Origin of the sequence: Planctopirus hydrillae (assembly GCF_001707835.1) — a bacterium.
Classification (GTDB): Bacteria; Planctomycetota; Planctomycetia; order Planctomycetales; family Planctomycetaceae; genus Planctopirus; species Planctopirus hydrillae.
Window position 1 is genome coordinate 329,215 of sequence record NZ_LYDR01000063.1, and the last position, 17,166, is coordinate 346,380.

Genomic DNA, 17,166 nt, shown 5'->3' on the forward strand with positions numbered 1-17,166 from the left:
TTATGGTGAGATCATCTGCCAGAGGATGGCTGTCATCCCCATGAGAGCACAATAGATGGCGAAGTATCCGAGGCGATTGGCCTGAATCATTCGGAGCAGGAATTCGAGTGAGAGCACTCCGACAAGAAAGCTGACGACAATCCCGGTAGTTAAAAGATCCCAACGGACGGGAACATTACTATCGAAGAGAACTTCCTTGAGCTTGAGAGTTCCCGCACCGCCAATGGCAATGATGGCCAGCAGAAACGAAAAGCGAGCCGCAGAAGTTCGATCCATCCCCGCAATCAGTCCGCCGCAGATCGTGCTCCCGGCACGAGAGATTCCCGGGAAAATGGCAGCAAAGCCTTGAAACAACCCCACAATCAAAGCCACCGGAAATGGGAGATTCGATAGATCAAACCGGCAGCGTTCAACCTGCTGAGCGACCAGCAAGAGGATCGAAGTCATAATCAGACAAAAGCCCACGGTGATTCGATTTGAAAAGTATTCCGTGCGAAAGTCTCCCAGAAAAACTCCCGCCAGACCTGCAGGAATTGACCCGATGAACAGTAAAGCGAGCATTCGCGGCTGAAACAGGATACGAAGCAGGTCGCGGCGGTAAACCACGACAATCGAGCCGAGCGTCCCGACATGCAGTGCGATATCCAGCGTGATGTCATCCCAGGCAAAGGCCGGGGTGATTCCCATTTGAGCAATGGCATGCTTGGCCAGAACGAGATGCCCCGAGGAACTGACTGGAAGAAATTCAGCAATCCCCTGCAGGATTGCCAGAAGTATCACTTGAATATACTCCGACACTCTTGGCTCCCGTTGACCAGAAGTACTCTGAACGCTATGACGCTTTCAGTAAAGATCCATCGTTAAGTGGTTCCTGTAGAACTGGTACAGAAACCTTGCAGAATCACAATCAGTGCGAGAACATTCCGCAGGACAGACTTATCCAGGATTGCTGATCACAGGTCGAGAGCAAAAACACTTCTGAAGAGTGTGAGTCCGTACGGCAATTCCATCGGCAGGGAGGCTGAAACAGTGAACGATCAACCCTCTGAATTGCCCGGTTCAATAACTGCACAGACGATGGCCCACTGGCTCGCGCCGCTTCTTAGAAAGTGGCTCCCTCATCTGGTAGCGGCACAACTGATTCTGCTGCTCTTCACCAAGATCGCCGGGATCGTGGCAGTTGTCTGTTGGTTATGCGAACTCATGCCTGTGGTATGGGGATTGGCTGGACTGCTGATCGTGCTGGTCATCAGTTCGGGAAGTCTGTTCTTTGCGATCGTCTTGAGCCTGGCCATGCTGGAGATTCTGCGGAGTGATTCGGCAGGCCAGGGCACATCTGCCTGAGAAGACCAGCGTCCTGACACGAGAGTTTTGACAGTCACCTGACGAACTCTCAGAGCTGGCTAGAGCGGGACAGGAAGCATGAGCAGCGGGTGCTCAAAGAGCACCTGACGACCATTCACACCAATCGCAGGTGCAAAGAAGAGCAGAAAAACATAAACACTGAGGGCAGCCAGCAGCAGGAGTGACCAGAGCCAGCGCCACAAGAAGAAGGCCGGTTTTTCGAGCCGCATCGATCGAGAATAAGCCAGCCCCAAAAGAATTCTCGCGGGATAAATTGTGACGATGAAGATGAGCGAGAACATCCACAGCAGATCACCCGGCGGCGCGAATGTTTTGAAAAGATAGAGCGGTAAAGAAAGTGCATAGCCAATCACCATGGCCAATGTCCAGCACATGGGTGTACGGGCAAAGAGCCTGCGGGCCGCCTGGAGTTGAAACATGGAGCGCCAGTGACGTTCCACTGCGAGTCGGCACTGCAGTAAAGGGAGCCACGACAAAACGATCATGAGAAGCACGCCACCCATCAGCGTCAGCAAGACCTGACCTGGCTTCTGACGATCATTGAGTGCGGCGAACATCGCTGTGGGTATCAACAGCCAGAGACCCGTTCCCAGGAGTGCCGTAAGTCCAGTGCGCCACTGTTGCCCCAACTGCATGGCCGAGAAAAATTCTCGAATGGCCGACGATGATCGTGCCCAGTGATCCCGCGAAAAGGCACGCGTGATCAACCAAACCAGATTTTTAAGTGGTCGAAAAAACGTGACGATATGCCCGCCCCGAGCAATGGCCAGGAGAGCGTGGATGGTGAGGATGACCGTCAGTACACGCAAAGCGAATGAAAAGGCTCGATCTTTCTGACCACCAGGTGCAATCAGATGGGCATCCGCAGCGACATCGGAGAGAATGACCAGTGGCAAAAGGCAGAGCGATAATCCCAGGACAATCATGCCAAACCGCGGAGCGATGGCCATGAGTGGAAGTGCATAGCGGAGCTTTCCAGTCCTTGCCACACGACCTTCAGCCTCCAGGAGATAACCCAGTGCAAAGACGTTGACAATTGGAATTGCAGCGAGGATTGAGAGCATCAGGAGCAGGCTGGTCAGGCCAAACATCAGCCGCATCAACCACATCAGGCAACGAATCGGGTGCCGCCATGGGACAGGGAATGGTTCCCAATCGTGAAAGCTGAAGATCTCTTGCTGAGGCGAGAAATCCTGAATGACAAGCGAAGCGTGGCTAACTGTCTCTGAGTCTGCTAAATCGAGCGGATCCTTGTTCGAGTTAGAAAAATCCTCGTCGGACCATGGCGGTCTGTGGGCAGCCTCTATCGTTGTGGTGGCTCGAGGAGTGGCCATAGTTCTCGGACTTTGCTTAGGCTGAGTTCAAGCAGGTTCAGATCGTAAAATTCTCGCCAGTCCATCAACCATGAAAAGAACGGTAAATCTCTAGAAGATACCAGATTCGACGACAGGTGGTTTCGCAGATCGAAACTATTTCTGCCGATCTCAGGTATGCTGAGTAGGGTTGAAATATGGTTTAAGCGACCAAATCGATCGTCCTGTGAACATCAGGCAACAATTTGGCGCGTGTTCGAGAACTGTCGGCATGTCGGGAAAAGTGAGCATGAACACTTCGACCATCGGCACTTCGACAAAGAGGGCAGAGCGATGGCAACTCGCTGGAGCACTGAAACTCGTCCTTCCTCTGTTCCTGACGACGGCCGGTGTGATCAGTCTTTTCGCCTTCATGGCGCAAATGGGACTGGAAGCAGACGGACAGCCGCCAACGAATCTCCCACCAGATTTGCAGAACTGGAAGATAAGCGCTGCTGCCGTCGACCAGAGTTGGGGTACTTCCAAAACTTTGAGTCAAGCGGAACGGGCCGACGATCTGACGATTCTCCGCCGCTTGCATCTGGCACTGGTGGGGACTGTTCCTTCACTGGAAGAGATTCGCGCTTTTGAGGCGATGGAAAGCCAGGATCGAATCGCCCAATGGACGAATCATCTGCTGATGGATCCGCGCGTGGGAGATTATCTGGCCCAGCGGCTCGGCAAAGTGTTCGTCGGCATCGAGGAGGGGCAGTTTATCGTTTTTCGCCGAGATCGATTCAACCAGTGGCTGTCGCGTGAGATCCTCGACAATCGACCTTACGACAAAATCGTACAGCAGATGATCTCCGAGAAAGGATTGTGGACAGGTCGGCCCGCCGGGAACTTTATCACAGCCGCCGTGACGGGTGAGGAAGTCGATGAAAACAAACTGGCTGGACGGTCGGCCCGAGCTTTTCTGGGGCAAAGAATGGATTGTGCTCAATGCCATGATCATTTTTTTGCCCAATGGAAACAGCACGACTTTGAGGGACTGGCGGCATTTTTTGCTCCTGTACGGATCTCAGCAGTCGGCCTTGAAGATCAAAAAGATTTTCAGTACCAGGTGGATGACTCCAAAGCTGAGGACGGAAAACGAAAGGTCGATCTCCGGGTTCCCTTTGGCGAAGAGTGGCTCCCCGCACATGGAACCGAACGTCACAAACTGGCTCAATGGATCACCCATGAGGAGAACCGCAGGTTCGACCGGGCGATTGTGAATCGCATGTGGGGCTTGATGTTCGGCAAGCCACTCGTTGAACCCGTCGACGATCTGCCTGATCCACCCGTTGAGAGACAAAGCGATCCGCTCGATGTCCTGGCCGATGAATTTCGAACTCATGGCCGATCGTTGCACTGGCTCATTCAAGTCATCGTGCAGACACAAGCTTTCCAGCAGGAATCGAGGCATCCCAGTGCCGAAAATGGTGAAAAATTCGACGTAGCATCAGAGAACTGGGTGATGTATCCACTCACCAGGCTTCGCCCGGAGCAGATTATTGGCAACATGCTGCAGGCCTGGTCACTCCAGACAATAGATCAGAACTCGCATGTCTTCGTGAGGCTGTTCCGCCTGTTTCGGGAGAGAGACTTTCTCAAAGAATATGGTGACACAGGCGAAGAGGAACTGGCACTCTTTACAGGGACGATTCCGCAGGCCTTGCTCAGAATGAATGGCGAGTTTTCCCGCCAGCTTAGTGAAGCCACGCCTCTGAGTGCCGCCGGACGGTTGGCGAATCTCTCGAATGATCGTGAGGAACTGGTGACCGGGGTTTTTCTGGCTTGTCTGACAAGGCGGCCCACAGCCGAAGAACTTCAACTGATTGAAGCCATGTGCCAGACTCATCCGGTTTCGAATGCAACGCTCGCCGAAGATCTGTACTGGACGTTGTTCAATTCTCCCGAGTTTTCATGGAATCACTGACTGTTGACCAACCGGGCCAAGCTGCCTGTCCTGCAGACGAATCCCGGCTTTTACCGATGAATCTCAAAAGGTCTTGAATATGTCTGATTCATTGATCAACTGCTGCTGGAATCGACGGGAACTGCTCCAGCTACTGACAACGGGAGTCGTGGCGTTCTCAGCGAGCCAGCTTTCTGCACGTGCGGCCGAAGATCGAGGGCCCCAGCGTGGCAAATCTTTGATCACTCTCTGGCTCGCAGGTGGCCCCAGCCAGTTGGAAACCTGGGATCCTCATCCCGGGACCAGGATTGGTGGCCCGATCAAAGCCATCGATACATCCATTCAAGGGACGCAGATCTGTGAGTGGTATCCGCAGACAGCCGAGATCTTGAATTCGTTTTGCGTCATCCGATCGATCGTTTCGAAGGAAGGGGATCACGAGCGAGGTACGTATGTCGTTCGCACTGGCTATCGACCGGAACCGACCGTGGTGCATCCCTCACTTGGAAGTATCGTCTATCACGAACTCCCGCAGGGAAGTCTGGAAATTCCCGGACATGTGAGCCTGGGTGATGGACAGTTTGCGACCAGAGGCGGTTATCTGGGTGAAGAAAGTACCGCTTTTCGCGTTTTTGACCCTGGGCGAAATTTGACGAATCTTGAAGCTCCTGTGGATCATGAGCGTCATCAGCGGCGACTGGAAACGCTGGGCCAGCTTTCACAGGGATTTCTCAACGGGCGGCGCTATCCGATCGCCAGTTCACTGCATCAGAAGACGATCGATTCTGCTCTCAAAATGATGACTTCTGAACAGCTTAAGGCCTTCTCGATCTCCGATGAACCCGCCGCTGTGTTGGCGGCCTACGGGAATCATTCCTTCGGGAGAGGCTGTCTTGTGGCCCGAAGATTGATTGAGACGGGCGTTCGCGCAGTGGATGTGACGTTAAATGGCTTTGATACTCACGCGAATAATTTCGGCTTGTCCCAAGGGAGAGCAGAAATTCTCGATCCGGCACTAGCGACTCTGGTCACAGACCTCAAATCTCGCGATCTGTGGGATTCAACAGTTGTCCTGGTTTGTGGGGAGTTCGGGCGGACGCCTCAAATCAATCCTTTGGATGGCCGCGACCATTGGCCCCATGGATTTTCTATTCTGCTGGGTGGCGGCGGGCTGGCGTCTGGACGAGTTATCGGCGCGACCGATCCTGAAGGGGTCAAATCACCAGAAAATCCCGTCGAAATTCCGCAGATTATGGCCAGTATTCTGCAAGTGTTAGGAATCGACTTCCAGAAGGAGATTTTCACTCCCATTGGACGGCCCATCCGGCTCACAAGCGGCCAGCCATTGGCGGCACTTTTCAAAGCATAAACGATCAGAAATCAGTAAAGCATGGGACTCACTTTTGAGCGTGAGCAGACTCCGCTACACTTCAGGCTATGAAGAGCGATCTCCCCACTTTATCAGCACCTGCCACGCCACTTTTTGACACTCTGGTCGTCTATGGTGTCGGACTTTTGGGTGGATCGGTCGCTTTGGCAGCAAAATCCCGCCATGTCGCTAGGCATATTGTTGGCATGGGACGTCATGCCGAGCGTCTGGCGGCTGCACAGCAAGCTGGCGTGATTGACTCGTATTGCATAGATCCTGAGCAGATTCCTCCCCAGACCGATCTGTTTGTCGCAGCGGCCCCAGTGGATCGAATTGCGGGGGTAATTCGAGAAGTGATCGCAGCACTCCCTGCGAATTGCCTCGTGACCGATGTCGGCAGCACAAAAGTTGAACTTGCTGCCAGTCTGGCCGACCTGACAGGAGAGCAGGGAACGATTCCTTTTGTGGGTTCACATCCTATCGCCGGGGGCGATAAAGCAGGATTCGAGCATGCCTCTGGTGATCTCTTTATAGGCCGTACCTGCGTGATCTGTCCGGATCATGTCGTTGAATCGGCGGTAATCAAAACCGAACGATTCTGGCGAGCCTTAGGGATGCAAATTGTCCGGATGTCGGCACAAGAACACGACGAGGCCCTGGCCACGACAAGTCATTTGCCACATGTGGCTGCTGCGGCACTGGCGGGAATCTTGCCGGATGAGTGGCAAATTGTGACGGGGGCTGGTTTTCGCGATACTTCCCGCGTGGCTATGGGCCCCTCGGAACTTTGGGTCTCAATTCTGGAGTCGAACCGCGAACCGGTGGTGCAAAGCCTGGAAAGACTCAAAGATCAACTGGGGGCCTTTGTCCAGGCACTGAAGACAAACGATTCAAAAAAGCTGCTTGAACTTCTGCAGGCCGGGGAAATCAGACGCAAGCAGCTCGAAATTGATGAAAGCTGAATAAACACAGGCATTTCCCCATCATCAAACGGGAAATGATGGAATAGAAACCATGGTTTTCGCGATGCCAGCCTCTGGCCCGCGAGCGACAACGTTAAAGGTGACGGAACATGCTTTGGGAAGTTGAGATTCTCTCCCGTCCGGAACAGATTGACCGGGAAGGCCAGCGAATTCTGGGGGAGGTTCGCCTGCTGGGCCTCGACTCCATTCAAACGGTAAGAGCGGGTCGCTCGTTTTTACTGGAGGGTCGCATTGACGAAGCCACAATCCAGAAAGCAATGCAGCTCTTGCTGGTCGATGAAGTTGTGGAAATCGCACGCGTGCGAAAGCCCGCCGAAGTCGATGCCAATGACGATTCAACGGCCACTGGGCAGCTTTTCAACGTGCTCTACAAACCGGGTGTGACTGACAATACAGCACTCAGCACCCGGCGGGCACTTCAGCAGGCCGGGATTGCGATCGAGGAAGTGGCCACCTGCCGCAAATACTGGTTTGATCATCAAGCCCAGTTGAAAGAAATCCAGGTTCTGGCACAAAGAGTATTAGGGAATGACGCCATCGAGCGGATAGTGCAGGGCCCGCTGCAGATGGCGACATTAAGCTTCGGGCATACCTATCAACTGGAACTCAAACATGTGCCCATTCGCGAACTGGATGATCAGGCACTGATGAAGCTCAGCAAGGAAGGCCAGCTTTATCTGAGTCTTGCCGAGATGCAGACGATCCAGAAGCACTTTCGGGATCTGCAGCGCGACCCGACCGATATCGAGTTGGAAACGGTCGCTCAGACATGGAGCGAACACTGTTCTCATAAGACGCTCGGCGGACGGATTCGTTACACCGATGAACACGGCACACGTCAATTTGGCAACATGCTGAAGGAAACGATTTTTGCTGCCACCCAGCAACTGCGCAAAGAATGGGGCAAAGATGACTGGTGCGTGAGTGTCTTCAAGGACAACGCGGGGATTGTCACCTTCGAAGAAGGTGAAAACGTCTGTATCAAAGTGGAAACGCATAACCATCCCTCGGCCATCGAGCCTTACGGCGGTGCCAATACCGGCATTGGTGGTGTGGTGCGTGATCCGCTGGGGACCGGCCTGGGTGCTAAGCCCGTGTGCAATACAAACGTCTTCTGCTTTGCGCCGCCGGATACTCCACACGAATCGCTCCCTCCCGGCGTGCTCCACCCGCGACAAGTCGCGTTGGGTGTTGTGGCTGGAGTGCGCGATTACGGAAACCGCATGGGGATTCCGACGGTCAACGGAGCCGTCTTTTTTGATGAACGGTATCTGGGCAACCCGCTGGTTTATTGCGGGACGGTCGCCATGATTCCCGCCAATCGCTGTGAAAAGAAAGTTTCCCCCGGCGAACTGATTGTTGCCCTGGGAGGTCGTACTGGCCGCGATGGGATTCACGGAGCGACGTTCTCTTCTGCCGAGTTAACGCAGGAGAGCGAAACGATCTCGGGCGGTGCGGTGCAGATTGGGAATGCTGTCATAGAGAAAATGTTGATGGATGTACTGCTGGTGGCTCGCGATCGCGGGCTGTACTCAGCCGTTACCGATTGCGGGGCTGGCGGATTCAGCAGTGCAGTTGGCGAAATGGGGGAAGAGACCGGCGCTGTGGTGTGGTTGGAAAAAGCACCGCTGAAGTACGCTGGTCTCACCTACACAGAGATCTGGATTTCGGAAGCTCAGGAACGCATGGTGCTGGCCGTACCTCCGGAGAACTGGGATGAATTCCACGCTTTGTGTGCTTCAGAAGGTGTCGAAGCGACGGCGATTGGGCAATTCACGGATGATCACAAATTGACGCTGACTTACGATGGAAAGCCTGTGGGAGAGCTTTCGATGGAGTTCCTCCACGATGGCCGCCCGCCTGTGATTCGTGAAGCAACCTATTCACCCAGGACAGACGGCTCGAAGGCCACGTTTGCTCCTAAAACAGACTACACCGACGATGTTCATAAGATTCTCTCTTCGCTGAATGTTTGCAGCAAAGAATGGATCATCCGGCAATACGACCATGAAGTGCAGGCGGGGAGTGTCGTGAAGCCTTTGGTGGGTGTGATGTGCGATGGACCTTCGGACGCCGCCGTGATCAGACCCAATCTGTCTTCGAAGCGCGGACTGGTGGTCTCCAACGGCATGAATCCGCATTACGGCGATCATGATCCCTACTGGATGGCCTACGCCGCGATTGATGAAGCCCTGCGAAACTGCGTCGCTTGCGGTGCTGATCCGTCGAAGATTGCCATTCTCGACAACTTCTGCTGGGGAAATACGGAACGGCCGGAAACGCTCGGTTCGCTCGTGCGGGCAGCTCTGGGTTGCCACGATGCGGCTCTGGTTTACAAGACGCCGTTCATCAGCGGTAAGGACAGTCTCAACAACGAATTCAGCTTCCTCGACGACAGCGGCGAGAAGCAGACTGTGGCGATTCCTTCATCGCTCCTGATCAGCGCTCTGGGACAGATTGCCGATGTCCAGAACGCAGTGACAATGGATTTGAAAGCCGCTGGGAACGTGCTGTATCTGATTGGCGAAACCAAAGCGGAGTTTGGCGGCAGTCATTATGCTTTGGTCAACAGCAGCCAGTCGGGAAGCGTTCCACGCGTGAATCCGGAACTTGCTCCGACAGTGCTGGCCAAGACACACGCGTTGATTTCCGCCGGCCTCGTCAAGAGCTGCCATGACCTGAGTGAAGGGGGGTTGGCGATCGCCGTCGCTGAGATGGCCTTCGCCGGTGAGCTGGGCGTTGATCTCGACCTGGGACATGCCGATCCACTCGTCGCGCTCTTCTCAGAGTCAACAACCCGCTTTGTGATTGAAGTCTCGCCAGAGAATCAGTCAAAGGTCGAAAGTGTACTGGCAGGGATTCCCTATCAGAAGCTGGGTGTGGTGACAGAGACTGGCCGAGTGGAGATCACAGGGCAGGGGAAAAAGGTCGTCAGTGCCGCAAACGAAGACTTCAAACGAAGCTGGCAATCACCGTTAGCCTGGAGCTGATGGCCAAGGTGCCTGCTAAAATGCCAGTTGAATCCGTAGGGCAGGCTCCCGCCTGCCGATTCCGCGACACTCGTTATTCAGGGTTATCCAGAAAAACACACCACAGGCAGGCCGGAGCCTACCCTGCCAACTGACTCAATTCCGGTCGCGGGAGGCAATCCTGATGACATCATCGATCAGATTGAAATTGATGATCATTGCCGGTGGGATTGGTTTGATTGGTTTGGTTACGGGTGTTCTTCAGGAACCGCCTTACCAGCGTGTTCTCTCTCTGCCCACGACAAATGACGTGACATGCCAGGTGACTGTGGTTCCGCCGTGGGAAGATCGCCATGAAAGCGATCTACGCGTGGGGCAAGGTCTTGCCGTAATACAGTCGTTTCAATCTCAATTACCGAACGAGGTTGTCGTTGCTTTAGGGCCTCTCTGGATCTCAAATGTGGTCGAGTTACAGATTCAGGCGGGTGAAATGTGGGTCGATATCCCCCACTCGGCTACCGCTTTTGATGGCGTGAAAGTATTCAGGAAGCGTGGGGGCTCCCAGGCTCGAAAAAGCATAGATCCCAAAGGAAAGACTGAGTATCGATTGGGATTTAGTGGTAGCTTCGTAATTGACAAACCCGGCAAGTATCGTGTGCGGACCTTAACTGAGGTTTTCCTTGGACCGGAGATTTCCGACACTCGTAAAGTCGTGTCACCTTACCACGAATTTGAATTGCATCCGGCGAAGCCGTAATGGCAAATTCGAGCCTGCCCTTCCAGCTTGGTGCATTCCGCTTCGCTGCATGTCACCCTACGGCAGGGGTAATCGCAGACCCACACGAAGATCCATGACGTTCGTGTGCGTGGGGCCGGTCGTCAAGAGGCCGCCGGTTGCTTCGAAGAACGGCCAGGCATTCTGAACTTCGAGGAATTCGCTCGGATCCAGCCCAAGTTCCTGCGCTTTGCGCAAGACGGCACCACTCGCGATCGCCCCCGCACAGGTCGTGGGGCCGTCTTCGCCATCGGTGCCGCCGCTGAGCAGAATCATGCGATCTGTCTGATCAGCATCCCAGTGCTGCCATTCACACAGAGCGGCCAAGGCCACCTGCTGATTGCGGCCTCCTTTGCGTGGGCCATCGTAAGGAACAAGCTTGACTGTGGGTTCACCGCCAGAAATCCAGCAAAGTGGTTCACGGCAGGGTTCATCAGCGATGGCATGAGCGAGGTCTGTCCCCACCTCATCGGCTGTCCGACCCACATCACTCACGGCAATGCGAATGGTATAGCCTCTTGATTGGGCGACTTTGACAGCCGCCTGAACCGCCTGATGATTGCTGGCCAACAGATGGTGCGAGATCTCGGCACGAACTGGCGGCAGCGTTTCCTGAGCAGTTCCCGCAAGCACATTCCAGACTTCGGGAGCCACCTCATGATGTTCAGCAAATGCAGCCAAAGTCTCGAGGGCAGCCTGTTGTTGGATGGACACAAACTCATCGGGTGTCGGCAGGAGCGGGCCAGAAGCAATGAGATCCAGTGGATTGCCGATGACATCGGAAATAACGAGCACATGAGTGCGCGAGGGGCCCAGCGCGCGGGCCAGGCCACCACCTTTGACATTCGATATGTTTCTTCGAACCAGATTGAGCTGCTCAATCGATGCACCGCGAGTCGACAACAGACGGATCACGTGCTGCTTTTGCTCTAAGGTGATCGGTGGCCTGGGCAAGGGGAGTAGCGCACTGCCACCGCCGGAAAGGAGCACCAGCACCAGATCATCCGCGGTCGTCGTCGCAGCCAGTTCAAGGATTTCTCGCGTCGAAGCGACGCCTGTTTCTGTCGGTTCGTTGACACCAGCGGGGCGGGCTCCCACGAGCTGAATACGACGTGTGGGCACGACGCAATCTTCAGGCACATTCACCTGACCAACCACCAGTCGATCTGTGATTTCATCCCCTAGTGCAGCCTCCAGGGCCAACACCATTGCAGCGCCCGCTTTGCCAGCCCCCAGAACCACAATGCGTCGCAGGCTTGCCAGTGGTCGAACTTCGCCACCAACGATGATGCTCTCATTCTCAAGGCGGACGAAACGAGGCAGAAGTTCGCCGGGCATGGCTGCCTGCACACCAGCCCACCAGATGGCTTGAGCATCCTCGGTGAGTCTGTGAATCGCGGCTTCGTCCATGGATCACCTGAAAGGAATGAATTGATGCTGGAGATGAGGTGGCAGCTTCTCAAATTGGACGGGGTCTGACAACTTGGGGCTGATACGCAAACCGGAAATCAATAGCGGATTGAACGTCTGCAAGGCATGCTTGCTCCGAGCCGCAAGTATGGCACACAGATATACGTTAAATGTGAAGTTAGCAGGCGAAAAGACCACGCCTTTACGCACTGTTTTAATTTTTGTGGCTTTCAGGGTCGTGCCACCCAAATTTTGTGCCACCCAATAACGATCTGAGACCAATCAGAATGTTCAGCAAACGAACTTAACAGACAAACTCGGAAAGAGCGTTATTGAGCCGATGAGCGAGTGCCGTGGGGAGAGCCGGCAATGGGGACGCCCTTGGGAAGCGGGCGGGCTGCGACAAGAAATCCCTGCTCATGGACGAACTTTCGAATCCTTTGAAATTCGCTGAAACTGTCGGGATACACCCAGAACGTGAGAGTGGCATCTTCGGGAGTCGTCAGTAAAGAACGGTAGAACCGGGAACCGGTCTGCATGGCTTCTTCGACCGATTCTGTCTGCAGATCTCGCGCAGGTTGAATCAGCCATTGCGTGACACTGATGCTCACCAGACCTGGCCCCATCTCCAGTTCACTGAGAACTCCACCATTCTCACGCTGCACGGTGTAACGCATGAGAAAACCGCCAACAGGCCCCACTTCTCCTTGTGCTTTTGGCGTTTTGATCAACCAGTCTTTCCGACTTTCAATCTGCCGTTTGACCTGTTCGACCAGCGCGTCAATCGGAACCTCGGCGACTCTTCCTCGTTCAAATCGAAAGTGTCGCTCGCTCCCTTTCACCACACGCCCGACGGGTGTCACGCGATGTTCAATCTTCTCGACATTTGGAGGAGCGAAATCGGTCTCAATCACCCTGGCTCTCAAAGTGGCCAGCTTCTGACGTGCTGCCAGAAGCTGTTCATGTGCCTGAGTCAGTCGATCCTGTTTGGCGCGGAGTAGTTCGCGTCCCGCCTGGAGTTCCGAAGCCATCACTCTGGCCTGTGATTGAGCACGCAGCAGCGACTGTTCCTGCTCAGCAACCTGTGCGCTCAGGTTCTCAATTTCCGTTTCCAGCCGGGATGTACTGAGAGCCGCCTGCTCGGCTTCTTCACGCAAAGCCTGATTGGGACTGAGTGAGATAATTTTGACGGGGCGAGCTGCTTCGACAACGAGCTTTTCCGCAGGAATTTCTTGAGGAGGTAATTCGACAGTTGGAGGGACTGGTTGTAAATCAGCGGGTAATGGATCTTGAGTGGGAAGTTCCGCCGCTGGCTGCACGGGTTCACTGACAGTGAGTTCTGTGGCTTTGAGATCGGTGACAATGGCCACCGCGGGATTTTCGGAAGATTTGGTAACGACAGGCATGCGGGAGACTTTGAGTCCCGCCAGGACGATCAGAATCACGAGAATCCCGACGATGTTGGCAATCACATCGAGAAATGAGTCGGAACCAAATTCAGATTCTTTGGGAGAGGGACGTTGGCTCATGGAGTCCCTTTGGTTGATGGAGGCGTACTGAGAATGAACTCACGACTGGTCTTCAGACCGGCGCGATTGATGGAGGGATTAAGCCGTTCGTAATGCTGGATGCCGCCCGGGCCTACCTGGAACTGAATTTTGGGAACCCAGTAAAAACCCTTGGGTGGACGCCCCCAGTCGCGAGCCAGTTCATCGACAGCGAGCAGCAGCATTCGCAACGTATCGGTCTTGCTTTCACCTGCACCGACACGAATGAGAAACTTGTCATCCACGACGAGACGATCAGCAGACACCACGACGTTCAGAGGACGCTCCATGCCAATCGTGGCGGAAAGATCTGACACTCCCCAGCGGCGACGCTGCAGATTTTCAACAGGCATACCCCGTGCCCGTCGCCTGTTATCTTCTGATTCTCCAAACTGCTGGAGTGGCGAGCTGACATCTTCAGGTCGGATTTCCTGCGGGCCATCTTTCTTTTTGGCGCCCTCAGTACTGTTCAACAGTCTGGCAAAATCTTCATCAGCCTCTTCAATCGCCTTTTCCCGTTGGGTGATTTCTTCGTCAAGACTGGCAACTGATGAACCACCCTGTTTCTGTGTGCGGAATTGTTGCCCACCAAACTTCTCAACTTTCTGCCAGCTTTCTTCACCAACGGGGACATCGGTAAAGCCTTCAGACTTTTTGGCTGTGCTCGACTGAGCCCCTGGCTTTGCAGGGATTGCACGACTGTCATGACCTGGTTTTGCTGGCGTATTTGCGGGGTGCTGTGCTGCTGCCGATGAAGAGGCTTCCGTGAGTTTTTCGGCCTCGGCAAATTCTCCGGGGGTTGTACCGTTCATCGGTTCACCCGGACGACCTGGAGAACCTGCTGGAACATTCGTGGTAATCGCGTTGTTACCAGAGTTTGCCCCTCGTGAGAATTGATGAGAACCCGTCGTTCCCAGTGATGGATCGAGGTGCTCGCCCGAGCCACCACGTCCCGGGCGTGGATCAATGCTGCCAATGGCACGACCAGTCGCTGCGGCTGAATGCTGACGCGATTCACCTGCGGGGACTTCTCGACCACTCCCGCCGAACTCATCATCGGGAGCCACTGCAAACTCTCCGCCGCTTTTTCCCACCGCCAATCCACCCGCGGCAGCTACCGCCTCTCGCTCCTTAATGAGCCCACGCACAGCCGCTTCACAGAGACGTTTGGCTTCTTCATCGACAGTCGGCATGTGAAGTTCGGTTTCTTCACCAATCAGTTCGTAACCAAACGGTTGCCTCATTGTTGAAAGCATTTGCGATGCAGCGTAGTAAGCGACTGTTCCACTGGGCCGAATCAGGAGTAAAACATAAGGCTCGCCCAGGGGCTCATTCGGGAGACGTTGCCGGTGTGGACTGGCCCAATAGCGAGTCAGAGCGGTTGCCCCAGCGAGAAGAGGATTGAACTTTTCATTGAAGCCCACCAAGTCTCCTGCGGTAATCGTGACATCTTCGGGAACAAAACGCAGGCCTTGTGCATGACATTCAATAATAATCGGGCGTCTCGTCGTGCCTGTCTGGGCATCGAAGGGGACAATCATGAACTTGCTGCCGCCGGTCCCTGGTTGTGTGCTGAGACCTGCCAGACGATTCTCAAGAGTTCGAATCTGTTTGTTGACCAGTTCGATTTCGGCTTCATCCGCCGTCTGTTGAAGGAGTTTCGCCTGTGAGAAAAGGTCGTTCTGTTCTGCTTTCAGCCGAGCCAGTTCTGCTTCTGTTCGCTGACGGGCATTGAGAAGGTGCTCCAGTTGTTCCTGCCGGTTGGTTGCAGTTCTGGAAAGCTGCTGCTCCTGAGACCGCAGCTCTTGAATTCGGCTCTGAAGCTGGTCGATGCGTGTGCGATCAATCACCACTTCCGGCTCAGGGGGAACGGGATCGACGGGTTTCAGCTCAATGGATTGACTTGCCAACAGGGGAACAGGAGGAGTGGCTGGTTCCGTTGAAACAGGAGGTGGCACTTGCGGCTGTGGTGGCGCAATCGATTCCGCTGGAAGACTCAAGACTGGCTTATGTTCGGGAGGAAGGACTTGCTCGATGGCTGCAGCCGCGGCAATTGTTTTCTGGCGAATCATCCGCGTGGTCACGAGCAGCAGGAAAATGAGTGCGCCCATGGCGCAGACAAGAACCGCAAGGAACGGAAAGAGCTGTACTCCTTCGCCGGTTCTGGTTTGCCTTTTTGCCATGCCTCACCTCATGAATCCACGGAATCAGTACTCTCTCGATACCAGCAATCTCCCTTGCTTCACGCAGCGCGGTGATGTGCTCGGGCTGAGAGGAGATGAACTGCCGCATTCAGATTGAGTAACGTCTCTTCGAGAGTTTGTGTCTGCTTGAGCGTGGCCAGATTCTCAGCGAGCAGGCTTTCTGCCTGAATCAATTGCTGGCTGCTGCCGACAAGACTGCTGATCTGAATTGTCTGTCGCTCGAGAGCTTCGGCCTGTGCCAATGAGTGAGTGCTGACATCCTGAAGTGATCCAGCCAATGTACTGACATTCTGCTGGACGGCATCGATCGCTCCGGCCAGCGCGGAGGTAAATTGATGTTGGATGCTCGATTGAGCCTCGCTGGCTGACTTCCAGGACTGATGCATCAACTCCAATTGGCTGCGGACCGATTCTGCCAGTTGCTGCTGCATCAGGCATAGGTTTTCTGCAAATGAAGCCTGCAGGGCCTCGACTTCACGCCGGGATTCGGCCTGAGTCTGCTGCAGGAGTTGCTGCTGAGTCGAAAGAGCTTCATTCATGGCCGCACTTAAAGCACCAGCCAGACTTCGCCCCTGCTCGGCAGCCAGCGATGCCCACTGCTCGCGACATGTTGAGACAGTGTTGTTCCAGGCCTCGAGATGCTGACGAGTTACAAAATCGGCCTGATCAAGGAAGCGGCGGGCCACGTCGTGTTCGGCAGCTAACAGAGGTGAGACTTCGGAAGACTTTTCGACTGGGAAGAATCCGAGCAGGCGATGAACAGTAAAGTCCTCAATCTGGTCAAGAACATTCGACTCACCCCGCTCGATCGCAAACGTGGCAAAGACCAGAATCATCGAAAGCGCCAGAGAGAGAGCAGTCGTATCAAAAGCCACAGCCAGACCTGACGTAACTTCGTTGAGAGAACTCTCCAGTTGCTCGGGAGTCACGTTGGCAATCGCCATCGTGATTCCAATCACTGTCCCCAGAAAGCCCAGAATAGGAATTGCCCAGGTAATTGTGCGTAATGCGGCGTAACTGCTGTGCAGTCGAGCCATGGCCGTATCTGCCAGATAGCTCAAATGCGATTCGAGATCAGCGGCAGTGTGCCGGGAAATCACATAGCCGCAGACCGTCTCGATGCGGCGGAAAAGCTCTGTCGACTGATATCGCCGGCCGGTCAATTGGATATGTTCTCGCAGGAGTTGAGCGACCACAGATGAATCTGACTGAGAGTCAAATTTGATCCCCTCCAGAATATTTTCCGACAAGACGCCCCGTTCAGAGGGCCAGTTGAGCAGTTTTCGACCGAG

General features: G+C 54.5%; 12 protein-coding genes. 6 read left to right on the forward strand and 6 right to left on the reverse strand.

Features of this window, described 5'->3' with window-relative positions; translation table 11 throughout:
• Positions 1-798, reverse strand: coding sequence for an undecaprenyl-diphosphate phosphatase (locus A6X21_RS08730; protein WP_068847192.1), 798 nt, complete (start codon positions 796-798; stop codon positions 1-3).
• 231 nt (positions 799-1,029) lie between these two features.
• Between A6X21_RS08730 and A6X21_RS08735 the strand changes: the two genes are divergently transcribed.
• Complete coding sequence (locus tag A6X21_RS08735) at positions 1,030-1,344, forward strand: hypothetical protein (RefSeq protein WP_131818254.1); 315 nt, start codon at positions 1,030-1,032, stop codon at positions 1,342-1,344.
• Between the two features lie 59 nt (positions 1,345-1,403).
• On the opposite strand, the gene A6X21_RS08740 is transcribed toward A6X21_RS08735, so the two are convergent.
• Positions 1,404-2,465: a hypothetical protein gene (locus A6X21_RS08740; protein WP_131818255.1), complete on the reverse strand. Its 1,062-nt coding sequence runs from the start codon at positions 2,463-2,465 to the stop codon at positions 1,404-1,406.
• Positions 2,466-2,967: 502 nt separating this feature from the next.
• Here A6X21_RS08740 and A6X21_RS08745 point away from each other — a divergent pair.
• The 5 genes from A6X21_RS08745 to A6X21_RS08765 all read left to right on the forward strand — a co-directional run bounded on the left by A6X21_RS08745 (position 2,968) and on the right by A6X21_RS08765 (position 10,695).
• Positions 2,968-4,638 (forward strand): DUF1549 domain-containing protein, encoded by a 1,671-nt coding sequence (locus A6X21_RS08745; RefSeq protein WP_240490209.1) that lies wholly within the window; start codon positions 2,968-2,970, stop codon positions 4,636-4,638.
• 79 nt (positions 4,639-4,717) lie between these two features.
• Positions 4,718-5,986, forward strand: a complete 1,269-nt coding sequence (locus tag A6X21_RS08750) for a DUF1501 domain-containing protein (RefSeq protein ID WP_068847196.1) — start codon at positions 4,718-4,720, stop codon at positions 5,984-5,986.
• A gap of 68 nt (positions 5,987-6,054) precedes the next feature.
• Positions 6,055-6,948, forward strand: coding sequence for a prephenate dehydrogenase (locus tag A6X21_RS08755; protein WP_068847197.1), 894 nt, complete (start codon positions 6,055-6,057; stop codon positions 6,946-6,948).
• A gap of 110 nt (positions 6,949-7,058) precedes the next feature.
• Positions 7,059-9,959, forward strand: coding sequence for a phosphoribosylformylglycinamidine synthase subunit PurL (purL, locus tag A6X21_RS08760; RefSeq protein WP_068847198.1), 2,901 nt, complete (start codon positions 7,059-7,061; stop codon positions 9,957-9,959).
• Between the two features lie 163 nt (positions 9,960-10,122).
• Positions 10,123-10,695 carry a hypothetical protein gene (locus A6X21_RS08765; protein ID WP_068847199.1) on the forward strand — a complete coding sequence of 191 codons (573 nt, stop codon included), beginning with the start codon at positions 10,123-10,125 and terminating at the stop codon, positions 10,693-10,695.
• Positions 10,696-10,752: 57 nt separating this feature from the next.
• Here A6X21_RS08765 and A6X21_RS08770 read toward each other — a convergent pair whose 3' ends face one another.
• From A6X21_RS08770 to A6X21_RS08790, 4 genes are all read right to left on the reverse strand, one after another.
• Positions 10,753-12,123, reverse strand: a complete 1,371-nt coding sequence (locus A6X21_RS08770) for a glycerate kinase type-2 family protein (protein ID WP_068847200.1) — start codon at positions 12,121-12,123, stop codon at positions 10,753-10,755.
• 329 nt (positions 12,124-12,452) lie between these two features.
• Entirely contained in the window at positions 12,453-13,652 is a 1,200-nt protein-coding gene (locus tag A6X21_RS08780) for a hypothetical protein (RefSeq protein WP_068847202.1), read from the reverse strand.
• On the reverse strand, positions 13,649-15,853 hold the full coding sequence (locus A6X21_RS08785) for a hypothetical protein (protein WP_068847203.1): 2,205 nt from the start codon (positions 15,851-15,853) through the stop codon (positions 13,649-13,651). Before A6X21_RS08785 ends, A6X21_RS08780 begins: the two co-directional genes overlap by 4 nt.
• Positions 15,854-15,912: 59 nt before the next feature.
• A complete protein-coding gene (locus A6X21_RS08790; protein ID WP_165603732.1) occupies positions 15,913-17,124 on the reverse strand; it encodes a MotA/TolQ/ExbB proton channel family protein in 1,212 nt (403 codons plus the stop codon).
• Between the last annotated feature and the right edge of the window lie 42 nt (positions 17,125-17,166).